The organism is Ruegeria sp. CH6 (assembly GCF_056537005.1).
Genome location: NZ_JBQFQS010000005.1, coordinates 137,629 through 151,256 on the forward strand (window position 1 = coordinate 137,629; position 13,628 = coordinate 151,256).

Below are 13,628 nucleotides of genomic sequence, written 5' to 3' on the forward strand. Positions count from 1 at the left end.
CGATCTCGAGTCGCAATCTCCCCAGCCGTGAAGTTTTTATGACATGAGCAAAACACCGATCTGGAAAAGCATCGCTCTGACTCTGACCTCGGATATAGCCGAGGGCCGGTACAACACCGGCGACCGCCTGCCGACCGAAGCGCAACTGGCCGCAACCCATGGCGTAAACCGGCATACCGTCCGACGGGCGCTGTCCGATCTGGCCGAGCGCGGGCTGGTCCACGCCCGGCGCGGTGCAGGCGTTTTTGTTTCGGCTCGCCCCACCGACTACCCGATTGGCAAACGTGTCAGATACCACAAGAACATCTCGGCCAGCGGTAAGATTCCGGGCAAACGGGTGCTGGCCCTGACAACCCGCGCATCTGATGAGGCCGAGGCCGAAGCGCTCGGCCTGCAAACAGGTGACCCGGTTCATGTCTATGACGGCTTGTCTCTGGCTGACGGACAACCTGTGGGTCTGTTTCAGAGCGTCTTTCCGGCAGAGCGATTTCCCGATCTGCTGGACGCCCTGTCCGAAAATGCATCGGTGACAAAGGCCCTGCAAACCTGCGGCGTGCCGGATTACACCCGTATTTCGACCCGCCTGACCGCGCGATCCGCCAGCGCAACGCAGGCACTGCACCTGCATTTGACCGAAGGCGCCCCCGTGCTGCATTCGCTGGGGGTAAACGCTGATCCTGACGGACAACCCGTTGAATATGGCAAGACCGTATTCGCGGGTGAGCGCGTGACACTTACCCTAAGCGATGAATAACAGGTGTGCTCCCGCCCGTCTTCAACCTCCTGACGGAGGCCTCATCCCGTTGGGCATAGCGCCGCGCTATGCGCGGCGCCGGGCCCAAGGCCGCCTAGGGGTATCGGCGCAGCCGATGTCCCTGTGGGCGCGGGAGCTGTCTTGGCTGATTAGATCACGCCTCGTGTTTTTCCAGAAATGCTTCGGCAGACATGGCACGGAAATCTGGCAGGGCAGTACGAAGCCTGCTGTTGTCCCAATCCCACCAAGCCAGTGCCATCATGCGATCTGCAATCTCCTCGGGAAAGCGGCGACGCACCGGTTGTGCAGTCACGCCAGCAACAATTGTGTATGGCGCTACATCCTTGGTGACAATCGCTCCAGAGGCAACGACCGCGCCATGGCCTATGGTAACCTCGGGCTTGATGATCGCGGCATGACCAATCCACGTGTCATGGCCGATAAACGCTGTGCGACCCGCGCGATGGGCAAACCAGTCGGCATCGTCCTCGGCATCGTCCCAATAGTCAGCTGACCGATAGTGAAAATGATGCAGCGAGGCTTTCTCCATCGGATGATCGGTCGCCCCGATCCGAGTGAAGCTGGCGATGTTCGCAAACTTGCCGATCCGGGCATTGGCGATGTCGCAGGTCCGGTCGCAATAGGAGTAATCGCCGAACTCGGAATTCGCCACGCGGGTACCGGCACCGATCTCGACAAACTCGCCAAAGGTGCTGCCGGCAATCTGGCAATCGGGATGGATGAACGGCTGGTCGGAACGCAGTCGCGCCATGGTCTTTTTGTCCTTGTTCTTAGGTCACGGCAAAAGGAACGACTTGCCCTTGCGATCCCGCGGTTTGCGCGTCTTTCCGGTTTCACCCTGGATCAGACGTCGGCGCAGCCAGCCCGAGAACCAATCCATCAGCATCACCATCAGGATGATCAGGACGATATAGTAGGCGACCTCTTCCCAGTCTTTTTGCGTGATGATGGCCTGCGTCAGCAGCAGGCCGATTCCGCCGCCGGTGATCGCACCGATTACGGTGGCACTGCGGGTGTTGGATTCGAGGAAGTAAAGCAACTGGCTCAACAACACCGGAGTGATCTGCGGGATCACCCCAAAGCGATAGCGCTGTGGTGCGTTCGCTCCGGTGGATTGCACACCTTCGATCTGCTTCTGATCCACATTTTCCAGCGCCTCCGAGAAAATCTTGCCGAATGTGCCGGTATCCGTCACCAGAATGGCCAGTGCCCCTGTCAGCGGACCGGGACCAAAGGCCCGAGCCAGAACAACTGTCCAGATCAGCGCATCCACGCCACGGACAAAATCGAACACCCGGCGCGTGACAAAGCGTACCGACCGCAACGGATTGAAATTGCGCGTCGCCATGAAGGCCAGCGGCAATGCAATCAGGCCAGCCCCAAGGGTTCCCAGAAAGGCCATTAGTATGGTCTCAAAGATCGCCCAGGCCACATCCTGATGCCGCCACATCTTGTTGGTCCAGAAGTCATTGAAGATCGCACCGGCCTCACCTGATGCGGCACGCACCATCAACTCCGAGAAGGGTTTTCCGTAATAGGGGCTATCGAGCGTAAACCAGAACAGCTCCCAACCGGTGAAATAGCGGAATACTTCTGATCGGTTACGGGTAACCGTCAGACGGCCCGCATCCGTCGTGATCGCCAAACGGTTCTTCGAGACATTGATCCATTCAGGCACATCCCCTGACGGCAATTCAGCCTGCACGCCAGCGGATCGGCTGGGTGTCGCGCGTACCCTTCCGTAACCCGGGATATCGTACTCGACCGTCTCGGGACCAAAGCGCACAACATGTCCGTCTTCCAGATCGATCACGGTCGTCTCACCCAACGCGACCCAATCCGGCGCGGTCCCCTCGGGATAGGCCCCCTTCCGCTCGCCCTCGATGGCAACCGAAACTTCACCATTGCGGTTGTCGCGCTCGACATGGGTCTTGTAACTGTAGCTGTCCGAAACCAGCGTCTTGCCGTTTTCCCAATTGGCGCGTTCGGCCAGCCCGGGCACGTCAAAGGCAAAGAAGACATAGATCAGGTACAGAACAACCAGACACGGCAATCCAAAGTTCAAGATACGCTTGCGGCTAAACAGGCGGTCAGCCTCGGCCTTGAGGTCATCTATCGACAGGTCGGTGGCAAAGGTACTCATGCCGTGGCTCCTTTTTCCGACCCGTGGGTCAGGCGATCGCGCAGCAGCCCGGACAGCTGATCCACGATAACGATGGTGACAAAAAGCAGGATGAAGATGGCCGCGGCCTCATCGTAACGCCCCTGTCCCCAGGACATGGCATTACGCAGCTCATAGCCCAGACCACCCGCACCGACGAAGCCCAGAATGGCCGAGGCGCGGATGTTGATCTCGAACCGCAATAGCGCATAGCTGACATAGTTCGGCCCGACCTGCGGGATCACGCCCAGATACATGCGTTGTGACCAGTTGGCCCCGACCGACTGCAATCCTTCCACCGGTTTGAGCGAGGCGTTTTCATTGACCTCCGAGAACAGCTTGCCCAGCGCGCCCGCCGTGTGAATGGCAATGGCGATCATCGCCGGGATCGGGCCACCACCCAGAATGAAGATCAGAACCAGCGCAATCACGATCTCGGGTATGGCGCGGAAGATATCCGAGATCCGGCGGAAGACCGGGATCAGGGATGGCCAAAGCGCCATGCCCCGCGTCGACATCAGCGCCAGAAACGTTCCGCCGATCGTCCCGACCAAAGTCGCCGCCGCCGCGATGTTCAGCGTCTCGATCAATGCGGGAAAAAACTCGACAAGGTTCGCCGGCATCGCGCCGATCTTTTCCCAAGCTTCCGACAGCACCTCTGCCGGATAGTCCAGAATGCGATGCCAGCCGTCGGCGAAGCTTCCCGCATTGCGGCTGTCAGCGGTGCGGAATCCCGCAGCCATCAAAGCCACGAACAGGATCAGAAGGATACCACCATAGACCCTCTTGCGTCGCGTCATCGCTGTATATTCGTCGCGGATCTGATCGACGCTTTGGGACCCTGCAGTCAGGTCTGTCATGGAATGCTCCTGAGGGGAAAACGGGGTCCGGTTCAATACCAGACCCCGATCATTGGATAGGCAGGCTTAGTTGGACTTCAGCTTGCGTGCTTCGATGATGATTTCGTAGGCGTCATGCGTGATCGGCTCGAACGCTTTTGCCTCACCCGCGGCAACACCGTAGAAGCATTCGCGGTCTTTCTCATGCAGGCCAGCCATCAGGGCAGTCATCTTTTCTTTGACATCCGCAGGCAGCGCGGTGCGCAGAACTACCGGACCTTCCGGGATCGGCTTGGAATTCCAGATTTGGACCATGTCGTTCATGTCGACCAGACCGGCATCAACAGCACGGCGCAGGGCGCCCGAGTTGTAGCCGTCTTCCCAGTTGCCCAGACCGTCAGCCCAAGTAACGCCACCGTCAACGTCGCCATTGTTGACCGCAACGATGGTCTGCTCGTGACCGCCGGTGAACTTCACTTCACCAAAATAGTCGCCCGAATCCATGGTCGCACCAGTGGCCTGTGGGATTTCGATCGACGGGATCAGATAGCCAGAGGTCGAGTTCGGGTCACCAAAACCAAAGGTCTTGCCCTTCATGTCGTCCAGCGAGGTGATGCCGCTATCCTTGCGTGCAAACCCGATCGAATAGTAGCCGTAACCACCATCAACGTTCACTTTGACCAGAACCGGCTCAACCGCCTCAGGATCGCTCAGATAGGTTTTGGCGTAGCCCGACGCGCCCAGCCATGCCATGTCGATGGTGCCGCCCAGCAGACCCTGAATAACGCCGTTATAGTCGGCAGGGGCAAACAGCTTGGTCTCGACGCCCAGCGCTTCTTCGGTGTATTCCCGCAGGCACTCGTTGTTGTTCAGACGGTCCTGAGCGTTTTCGCCGCCCAGAATACCGATGCGGAATTCGCTGATGTCCTGAGCCATTGCAGGTGCGGCCATGGCAGTGGTCGCAACAAGGGCAGCCATTAGTTTTTTCATCTGTCTCTCTCCAGTTTGATTACCCCGACCTCTCATCGGGCCGGGCGATGAAAGGTGGTGGGGGTGGCTCAGATGGTGGCCTCGGCTTCCATCAGGGCCTTCTGGGTGGCGTCGAGCGTTTCGATCTCGGTCGATGTCGCCTCTTCCGAGAAGCTGGCGTCGGCGCCATAGATTTCGCGGGCAACCCCGGTGGTCAGCTGCTCGGGCAACCCGTCAAACACGATGCGCCCGTCGCGCATGCCAACCACGCGATCGCAATAGCGGCGCGCGGTATCCAGCGTGTGAAGGTTTGCGATGACAGTGCGGCCGTCCTCTTCGTGGATACGGCGCAGGGCCTGCATCACGACCTGCGCATTCATCGGGTCCAGCGAGGCAATCGGCTCATCCGCCAGAATGATGCTGGGATCCTGCATCAGCGCACGTGCGATGGCGACGCGCTGCTGCTGGCCGCCCGACAAGGCTTCGGCCCGCTTGGGCGCATGCTCGGCAATGCCCAGGCGGTCTAGGATATCGATGGCCCGGTGGATATCCTCCATCGGGAACAGGTTGAACATTGTGGCCAGGGTCGAATGCCGGTTCAGCGTCCCGTGCAGAACGTTTGAGACAACATCAAGGCGGGGTACCAGATTGAACTGCTGAAAGATCATCGCACAGTCAGCCTGCCACGCGCGCTTGTCGCGACCTTTCAGTTGAGTGATGTCCCGACCTTCAAACAGGATCTGACCGACACTCGAATCCGTCAGGCGGTTGATCATCCGCAGCAGTGTCGACTTGCCCGCGCCAGACCGCCCGATAATTCCGATCATGCACGGCTTGTCTACATCAAGCGTCGCAGCATCCACGGCAACATTTTCGCCGAAGCGCTTGGTCAGTTTTTCTATGCGCAGCACGTGCCACCCCCAAATCGTGTTGGGGGGTCAGCTAAAGCTCGGAATCAACGGCTGTGTGTCACTGCGATGAAAGTTTTGTAACGGCGGCGGGCGTGCTGCCCATCAGCCAACGGTCAGATCAGTGCCAGCGCGACTGTATCTTCCGAGTGGATGTAAAACGGTGTTTGTAGGGCTCTTCCATCGACAGAACCAGCGAACAGGGCAGCAGGTGAAGGAATGTCGCCGCTGATCTCGGCGTTCGCGTATCTTCGAAACCGTTCCGCCGGGTCCTCGGCCAGACCCACTGCCGCCAATGACAACTCCTGACGCTCATAACCACCATTCGCGGCCCGCTCGCAGATATCCGCGCAAAGGTTCTCGCGCTGGCCATACAAGTCTGCCCTGCTTTTGCCAACAATGCTGTCTCCATCCAAAAGAACAAACGCCTGCGCCGCAGTAGCACGATCGCAATCTGGCTGCTGAACGATCCATCCGATGACAGGCAGCGCCGAATCCAGATCCGGGTTCATTCCCCGGATCAGTTCAGGCCAGAAATCCGGATCACGGTATTCTTCAAGCCAATTGAGAAACCCATTGTCACTGATCGAGATTTCAAAACCCGGGTCGGGAAGGGTGTATCGCCTGTCAAGAAAACGCAGTTCGGCTGAGAGGGTCGTATAGACGAGGACCGCAATGAAATGCGGCAGGCGGGCCGCGCCCTCTGCATGGGGATAGGGCTTTAGATTCGACCAGTGACCGAAATCGGTCAGATATTCATGATAGAGCATCGCACGATCAAGGGTCTTGCTACCCAGTTCTTCCATGTAGCTTCTGGCGCTGCTCTGAATGGACATGACCCAGCCGCTCAAATGCGGGTGGGCAGTCATCGCATCGATCACATCACCCTCATCCCCGTACATGGCAAGATGCGCAATTCTCAGCGCTTTGCGCTCGACCGGTGCAAGACTGGCCCAAGCGGGAATCAACGAAAAGTCGGGTTTCTCCGCACCACTCACTTTCGCGCGTGCCATGATCAGCCCGATTGACAACCAGCACATCATTTTTCGGCCACGTTTACTGAGCTGTTTTGAGTAGAGTACATCCTTCCGGCCTTTTTCGTAGTCGGCCTGCACCTGCGCGCCTTTTTTGGATGACCTGAAACCGAACATTGTCCGTTCCCCGAAATAGTTCATCTCTTCATATAGTTATGAAGATACGGGTCAGACAATCCGAGTACAGGTCCTAAGTCCTCAACTGAAATCAGAATGTGCGGTGAACAGCACAGGTTGTAGCAGATCAATTTGCAGCACCACAATGCACCGCGTTTACGCAGATACGACTGTCCGCGACCGCAAAAACCACCTATATCAGCCGCAACGCACTCCAATCCACGAGGCCAGCATGAGCTTTGACCGCAGCATCAAGATCGCTCCGTCGATCCTTTCCGCCGATTTCGCCAATTTCGGGCAGGAGATTCAGGCCATCGAGGCGCAGGGCGCCGACTGGGTCCATGTCGACGTGATGGACGGGCATTTCGTTCCGAACCTGACATTTGGTCCGCCAGCAGTAAAAGCCTTTCGGCCACATGTGAAAACTGTAATGGACGTGCATCTGATGATCACTCCGGTCGACCCTTACATTCAGGCCTATGCTGACGCCGGGGCTGATATCCTGACGGCCCATGTCGAGGCCGGACCTCACACCCATCGCACGCTGCAAGCAATCCGGGCAGCCGGAATGAAAGCCGGTGTCGCACTGAACCCCGGCACTCCGGCCGAAGCGGTTGAGCATCTTCTGGACCTTGCAGATCTTGTCTGCGTGATGACAGTGAACCCGGGGTTTGGCGGTCAGAAATTCATCGACATGACCGACAAGGTCCGCCGGCTGCGATCCATGATCGGAGACCGCCCGATCCACATCGAAATTGATGGCGGTGTCGACCCAAAAACCGCTCCACTGGTTGCAGCCGCTGGCGCTGATGTTCTGGTGGCCGGTTCAGCGGTCTTCAAGGGTGGCTCCGTATCCAATCCCGAGGTGTATGGCGAAAACATCCGCGCCGTTCGTGCGGCGGCAGAAACGGCGCTCGACTAACCTCGGCGCTCTCCCGCCAGTCGTTAATGTTCCTGACGGAACATCTCCGTCTGTTGGGCCCGGCATCGCGCGTTGCGCGATGCCGGGCCCAAAACCACTGGCTGGATTGGTAAAGCCAATGTCGCGCGGACACGAACGAACTCCGCGCTTTATCTTGCGGAACCGCGCTTGAACACTCCTGCTGCCGTGGCGATCAAAACGCCATCCTGACTGTGCAGTTCTCCATGGATATGGGCCAGCTTGCGTCCGCCTCCTGACGGTCGTCCCACGGCGGTCACCCGGCCTTTTCTGATTGCTGCAACGTAGCTGGTGTTCAGCGAAAGCGTCAGCACCATAGGGTGCTCTTGGCGATCGAACCAGGCAGAGGCAGTGTTCCCACATGCCACATCCAGCAACATGGCGATGATCCCGCCATGCAGGATGCCCTGACTGTTCAGGTGATCCTCACAGATCGTAAGGTGACAGCGAGCACATCCCTCGGGGTCTGACAAATCAATCTCGAACCCGACCGCATTTTGGCAGCCCGATCGCCGGACCCGTGGGTGATCTCCGTCATTCTGTTTCAAGTGCACTTCACCGCTCCGAACATAAACTGCAAGCCAACACTGCGATCAGCCAATGCGTTTTGCAATACGGCTACGGATATGCCGGCGTGCTGTCAGGCCTTCCCTCGAGACTACACCTGAAGCCAAATTCTCAACCAGCTTTGTTCAGATCTTCAAATGTGCGCCCTTCAGCCACCAGCTGCTCCAGCAAAGGTGCCGGTTGCCAGAAATAGTCATCTTCCTCCGACCAGTTCCGGATATCTGACAACACCCCGGCCAACCCTTGCAGATCAGCCCATTTCAGTGGTCCGCCGCGATAGCGCGGAAACCCGTAACCATAGAGCAGCGTCACATCCACATCCAACGGACGGCGCGCGATACCTTCGCCCACGACCCTAGCAGCCTCATTGACCATGGCGGTCATATACCGGCGTACAATTTCCTCATCAGAAAAATCCCGCGGCGTGATCCCCTGCGCGGCACGATCCGCCTCGATCAACGGCATCACATCCGGGTTCGGCACCCCCCCACGCTTGCCCTGCTCGTAGATGTAGTAGCCCTTGCCGGTCTTTTGACCGAAATGCCCGTCCTCGCACAGCTTGTCTGCGTATGAGCTGTCGCGCGTACGTGGATCCATCCCCTCGGCCCGACGACGCTTGCGCCCCGCCCAACCGATATCCAGTCCCGCCAGATCCGACACCGCAAACGGCCCCATGGCAAAACCGAAATCCGTCAGCGCTTTGTCGATCTGATACGGGCTGGCACCATCCAGAACCATGTGATCGGCACAGGCGCGATATGTGTTCAGGATACGGTTGCCGATAAAGCCGTCACAAACGCCCGCCCGCACTGAAACCTTGCGCAGCCGCTGCCCCAGGGCAAACCCGGTTGCAACCACGTCAGGCGCGGTTTTGTCCGCGACCACGATCTCCAGCAGCTTCATGACATGCGCGGGCGAGAAGAAATGCAGCCCGATCACATCCTCTGGCCGGCTGGTCATTGCCGCGATCTCGTTCACATCAAGATATGAGGTGTTGGTCGCCAGAACCGCACCCTTTTTGCAGACCTCATCCAACTGGGTGAAGACCTGCTTTTTGACCGCCATGTCCTCGAACACGGCTTCGATCACCAGATCAACGCCGCTCAGCGCACCGTAGCCGGTGGCAAGCTCAAGCTTGTTCTCCAGAATGTCGTCGTGGTCTTCCTTGCTCAGCTTTCCACGCTTCACGGCCCCGGCCAGATTTCCTGCAATCCGCTCCTTTGCAGCAATTGCAGCCTCATTGGACATTTCCAACAGAACAACGGGCAACCCCGACAGCAAAGCCGCCGTGGCAATCCCTGCACCCATCGTACCGCCACCGATCACACCGATCTGATGCACCATTCGCGGGTCCACGTCTTTCAGTTCCGGCAGCTTTCCAACAGCGCGTTCGGCGGCAAAGGCATGCCTCAGACCTTTGCTCTGATCCGACACCAAAAGATCCTGGAAAAGCGCTCGCTCACGCGCCATGCCATCCGCAAAACTCTCGGCTTCGCAGCAGGCTTGCACAGCGCGCACTGCAACCGCCGGAGACAGCTGACCACGGCCTTTCTTCAACACGGAATCATAGACAGAATCGAAATCTACCGGAGCAGGAACAGGCAATTCGCCCACGGCGCGGCGTGGCGCATTCATGTCCAGCAACTCCCGAACATAGGCCAACCCGACGTCGCGCGGTTCGCCGTCCTCAACCTTATCGACAACACCCGATTCCAGAGCCTCATCAGCCTGCACCTGCCGTCCCGTGGTGATCACATCCAATGCGGCCTCGACACCGGTGATACGGGGTAGGCGCTGCGTCCCGCCTGCACCGGGAATGATTCCCAGCTTGACCTCGGGCAGTCCGACTTTGGCCGAGGGGACAGCGATGCGATAATGGCATGACAATGCAACCTCCAGCCCGCCTCCCAACGCCGTTCCATGCAGGGCTGCGACGACAAGCAATGGCGACGCCTCGATCCGATTGCACAGCGATGGCAAAAAGGGTTCCAGAGGTGGTTTGCCGAATTCACGAATGTCTGCCCCGGCAAAAAAAGTCCGGCCTTTGCCGTATATCAGAACGGCCTTTGCCCCCTCGGTTTCGGCGCGTTCGATCCCGGCCAGCAGGCCACGACGCACGTCAACACCCAGCGCATTGACTGGCGGGTTGTTTGCCGCAAGCACCGCGATTTCGCCGATACGTTCATATTCGACTGCCTGGGACATCAGCCCTGTCTCCTCTTTCAAATCAGCATTCACGATGCATGATTTCGCTATGCGGAATTGCATTTCGCAATAAATTGAACGCACCGAAAGGTATGTTCAACCCCATAAAGGGGACAATCGGGGATTCGTGCTAGGTTGATCAGCGTATCCGGCGCAAACTCCGGACCTACAGAGAATTTTTAGAACAGGGAGCTTTATTATGTGTGATGTTTGCGTGATGAACGCCGTGAAAGACAGGATGCTGTCCCGGCGGTCATTTTTCAAAGGCGGTGCCGCAATGGCCGCCGGAGCGACACTGGGAACTGCAGCCGGAACACCTGCAATGGCACAGGGCCATGGTGAGGTTGTGGATATGACCCATTTCTATGACGCCGAATTCCCGACCTATTTCGGGGAACCCGGGATCGAGGCGACCCAGGCCTTCAATTTCAAGGACCATGGCTTCAATCTGTTCAATCTGGCTGTGAACGAACACACAGGTACGCATATTGATGCCCCGCTACACTTCTCTGCCGATGGTCAGTCCGTCGACGAAATCCCGGTCTCAAATCTGATTTGCCCGCTGTGCGTTGTGGATATCGCCGAGCGCGCGCAGGATGATCCGGATACGCAGGTCACGCCTGATGATCTGAACATCTGGATCGACACCAATGGCCCGTTCCCCGAAAGGTTCTGCATTGCCATGCATTCCGGCTGGGGGCCCAAAACCGCAACCCCCGGGTTCCGGAATGCCGATGGCGAAGGCAAGATGCATTTTCCCGGCTTCCACGTCGAAGCCGCGCAGATGCTGATGGAAGACACCGGGGCCATTGCAATGGCCGTTGATACGCTGTCGCTGGATCACGGGCCGTCAGCTGATTTCGCGACCCACTATGCCTGGCTGCCAACCAACCGCTACGGTATCGAGAACCTTGCCAATCTCGACAAGGTTCCGGCCACAGGCGCAACGCTGGTTGTTGGAGCTCCAGCCCACCGGGGCGGCTCGGGCGGCCCGGCCCGCATCTTTGCGATGGTTTGATCATGGCAACAGTTCGCCTTTTGACGGACGAAGACGTCAGCGCCGAGGCGCTGGCGGTCTTTGAAGATATTCGCGCCACCCGAGGCACGGAATACATCAACAACTTCTGGCGCGCGCTAGCCCATGACCCCGATCTGTTGCGCGCGACATGGAACCGGTTGAAAACAGTGATGGCACCGGGTGCGCTTGATCCGTTGGTCAAGGAACTGCTTTATGTCGCCGTATCGACGGCAAACAAATGCGAATACTGCGTCCATTCACATTCTGCAGCCGCACGCGCCAAGGGCATGACGGACGAGATGTATGGCGAATTGCTTGCAGTTATCGCAATGGCAAGCCAGACCAATGCACTGGCAACAGCCCTGCAGGTGCCGACAGATGAGGTGTTTTCAGCCTGAACCCGCCCGTAAATCTGGCATTTCCAATGCAGATTTGCACGAAACGCACAGCGGCTATTCGCAAAAGCGGCTAGCTGCACCGCAGCACAGAGCCTAAGTTCCCCGCGTCGGTTTCAGACCAAAAGGGGAACTGCTCATGGCACATTCCACATCTCATCGTTCAGCCGTCATGAACCTGCTGGCGGTCGTCGGCGATATCTTCAACGGTATCTACGAGGCCCTGATCAGCGTTGGGGAAGCCAATGCAAAGGTCCTCAGAATCAAGGCCCTGCACGAGCTGACCGACGAAGAGCTTGCTGCCCGCAGCATCCAGCGCGAGGACATTGTGCGCCTCGTCATGGCAGACGTGTACTGAGCCCCGCCTGCCCGCTACATCTCGGCAACCGCCTGTGCGGCCTTGGCATAGGCGGCTTCGCACAGTTCGAAATCAGCGTCCGTCAGCGTCAGTGACGGATAGGTCTTGCCTGCCGATTTGAACATGCCGTTCTGCATCAGGACCGCATTGAACTTCGCGCCTTTGGCCGTATCCGCACCAAACACATCGCGATAATCGCGAATCTCACCATTGGTGAACACGATCTCGAACAGGGTACGGTCTCCGACGATCCGATGCGCGATGCCATGCGTGTCCAGCGCTGCCTTGGCCATATCCATCAGCCGCTGCCCATTGGCCCGCAGCAGGTCGAACTGACCATCCCGCTTCAGCACTTCCATCGTCTTGAGGCCCGCGACCGCCGCAACCGGGTTACCGGACAGCGTACCCAGCTGCATCAGCCACTTATCGGCCCCGACAGCGACCTTGTCGAAATGCGCCATGATATCAGCGCGTCCGGCAATCGCGGCCAGCGGAAAGCCCCCGCCGATGATCTTGCCGAGTGTCGCCACATCCGGCGTCACGCCATACAGCTCCTGCGCGCCGCCATAGGCAAAGCGGAAACCGGTGACGACCTCGTCAAAAATCAGCACGATGCCGTATTTGTCCGCCTCTTCCCGCAGCAGCTGCAGGAAACCAGGCTCGGGCGGGATGATCCGTTGCAGCGGTTCGACAATGATCCCGGCGACCTCGTCCCCATGTTCAGCCAGCAGCGAACGGATGTAGTCCGGGTCGTTGAACGGCGCGATCAGCATCTCAGCCTGAACGCTTTCGGGAATACCCGCGCTATCCGGAACGGCTTGCGGGAAGTTTACCATCCGATCTGGTGCAAGGCTCATCTGCGCTTCGGCGCTCATTCCGTGATAACCGCCTTCGAATTTCACGATCTTGTCGCGGCCGGTAAAGGCGCGGGCCAGACGGATCGCGTACATATCCGCCTCACCGCCGGATGAGACATAGCGGATCTGCTCGGCGCATGGGACAGCGGAGCAGATTTCTTCGGCCAGTTCGATGGCGCGGGCATTGTTGGCGAAAAAAGTCATGCCCTTGGGCATCTGTTCGGCAACGGCCTCCAGAACCTCGGGGTGACCATGACCCAGCAACATCGGACCCGATCCGATCAGAAGATCGACATATTCCTTGCCATCCTCGTCCCAGACCCGGCTGCCCTGCCCATCGCGAATAAAGATAGAAGGGTCAAAGTTCCCGAACCCGCCACCCGGCAGCACAGCTTTGGCGCGCTCGATCCAGTCAGTCTGTGAGATGATTTTGTCCATGTGATCCGTTCCTCTGGCGTTCAGCTGTGTTAATTTTGACCAAAGAG

The 13,628-nt window shown here is 58.4% G+C and carries 14 protein-coding genes; 5 read left to right on the top strand and 9 right to left on the bottom strand.

Annotated features, from left to right (window positions below; all coding sequences use genetic code 11):
- The first annotated feature begins 43 nt into the window (after positions 1-43).
- The gene (phnF, locus tag ACR0CW_RS13210; RefSeq protein ID WP_155148831.1) at positions 44-754 is read left to right on the top strand and encodes a phosphonate metabolism transcriptional regulator PhnF; all 711 of its coding nucleotides are present in this window, start codon (positions 44-46) and stop codon (positions 752-754) included.
- 154 nt (positions 755-908) lie between these two features.
- Here the strand turns inward: phnF and ACR0CW_RS13215 are convergent, their stop codons facing one another.
- The 6 genes from ACR0CW_RS13215 to ACR0CW_RS13240 form a co-directional block, all read right to left on the bottom strand.
- A complete protein-coding gene (locus ACR0CW_RS13215; protein ID WP_480788146.1) occupies positions 909-1,526 on the bottom strand; it encodes an LbetaH domain-containing protein in 618 nt (205 codons plus the stop codon).
- A 24-nt stretch (positions 1,527-1,550) separates the two neighbouring features.
- Positions 1,551-2,918, bottom strand: coding sequence for a phosphonate ABC transporter, permease protein PhnE (phnE, locus tag ACR0CW_RS13220; RefSeq protein ID WP_480788147.1), 1,368 nt, complete (start codon positions 2,916-2,918; stop codon positions 1,551-1,553).
- Positions 2,915-3,796, bottom strand: a complete 882-nt coding sequence (phnE, locus tag ACR0CW_RS13225; protein ID WP_480788148.1) for a phosphonate ABC transporter, permease protein PhnE — start codon at positions 3,794-3,796, stop codon at positions 2,915-2,917. The genes phnE (ACR0CW_RS13220) and phnE (ACR0CW_RS13225) overlap by 4 nt, the downstream gene beginning before the upstream one ends.
- 66 nt (positions 3,797-3,862) lie before the next feature.
- Complete coding sequence (gene phnD, locus ACR0CW_RS13230) at positions 3,863-4,765, bottom strand: phosphonate ABC transporter substrate-binding protein (protein WP_480788149.1); 903 nt, start codon at positions 4,763-4,765, stop codon at positions 3,863-3,865.
- Positions 4,766-4,833: 68 nt separating this feature from the next.
- Positions 4,834-5,655, bottom strand: a complete 822-nt coding sequence (phnC, locus tag ACR0CW_RS13235) for a phosphonate ABC transporter ATP-binding protein (protein ID WP_480788150.1) — start codon at positions 5,653-5,655, stop codon at positions 4,834-4,836.
- Positions 5,656-5,768: 113 nt separating this feature from the next.
- Positions 5,769-6,827, bottom strand: a complete 1,059-nt coding sequence (locus ACR0CW_RS13240; RefSeq protein WP_480788151.1) for a hypothetical protein — start codon at positions 6,825-6,827, stop codon at positions 5,769-5,771.
- A gap of 208 nt (positions 6,828-7,035) precedes the next feature.
- Here ACR0CW_RS13240 and rpe point away from each other — a divergent pair, with 208 nt between their 5' ends.
- Positions 7,036-7,725 carry a ribulose-phosphate 3-epimerase gene (gene rpe, locus ACR0CW_RS13245; protein ID WP_155148820.1) on the top strand — a complete coding sequence of 230 codons (690 nt, stop codon included), beginning with the start codon at positions 7,036-7,038 and terminating at the stop codon, positions 7,723-7,725.
- A 149-nt stretch (positions 7,726-7,874) separates the two neighbouring features.
- Here the strand turns inward: rpe and ACR0CW_RS13250 are convergent, their stop codons facing one another.
- Together ACR0CW_RS13250 and ACR0CW_RS13255 are read right to left on the bottom strand one after the other, a co-directional pair.
- On the bottom strand, positions 7,875-8,291 hold the full coding sequence (locus tag ACR0CW_RS13250; RefSeq protein ID WP_217353852.1) for a PaaI family thioesterase: 417 nt from the start codon (positions 8,289-8,291) through the stop codon (positions 7,875-7,877).
- 130 nt (positions 8,292-8,421) lie between these two features.
- Positions 8,422-10,515, bottom strand: a complete 2,094-nt coding sequence (locus tag ACR0CW_RS13255; RefSeq protein WP_480788152.1) for a 3-hydroxyacyl-CoA dehydrogenase NAD-binding domain-containing protein — start codon at positions 10,513-10,515, stop codon at positions 8,422-8,424.
- 199 nt (positions 10,516-10,714) lie between these two features.
- On the opposite strand from ACR0CW_RS13255, the gene ACR0CW_RS13260 reads away from it, so the two are divergent.
- The 3 genes from ACR0CW_RS13260 to ACR0CW_RS13270 all read left to right on the top strand — a co-directional run bounded on the left by ACR0CW_RS13260 (position 10,715) and on the right by ACR0CW_RS13270 (position 12,286).
- Positions 10,715-11,533, top strand: coding sequence for a cyclase family protein (locus ACR0CW_RS13260; protein ID WP_480788153.1), 819 nt, complete (start codon positions 10,715-10,717; stop codon positions 11,531-11,533).
- A 2-nt stretch (positions 11,534-11,535) separates the two neighbouring features.
- Positions 11,536-11,931 (top strand): carboxymuconolactone decarboxylase family protein, encoded by a 396-nt coding sequence (locus ACR0CW_RS13265; protein ID WP_480788154.1) that lies wholly within the window; start codon positions 11,536-11,538, stop codon positions 11,929-11,931.
- 136 nt (positions 11,932-12,067) lie between these two features.
- The gene (locus ACR0CW_RS13270; protein ID WP_480788155.1) at positions 12,068-12,286 is read left to right on the top strand and encodes a DUF1127 domain-containing protein; all 219 of its coding nucleotides are present in this window, start codon (positions 12,068-12,070) and stop codon (positions 12,284-12,286) included.
- Positions 12,287-12,300: 14 nt separating this feature from the next.
- On the opposite strand, the gene ACR0CW_RS13275 is transcribed toward ACR0CW_RS13270, so the two are convergent.
- Positions 12,301-13,581, bottom strand: coding sequence for an aspartate aminotransferase family protein (locus ACR0CW_RS13275; RefSeq protein WP_480788156.1), 1,281 nt, complete (start codon positions 13,579-13,581; stop codon positions 12,301-12,303).
- Between the last annotated feature and the right edge of the window lie 47 nt (positions 13,582-13,628).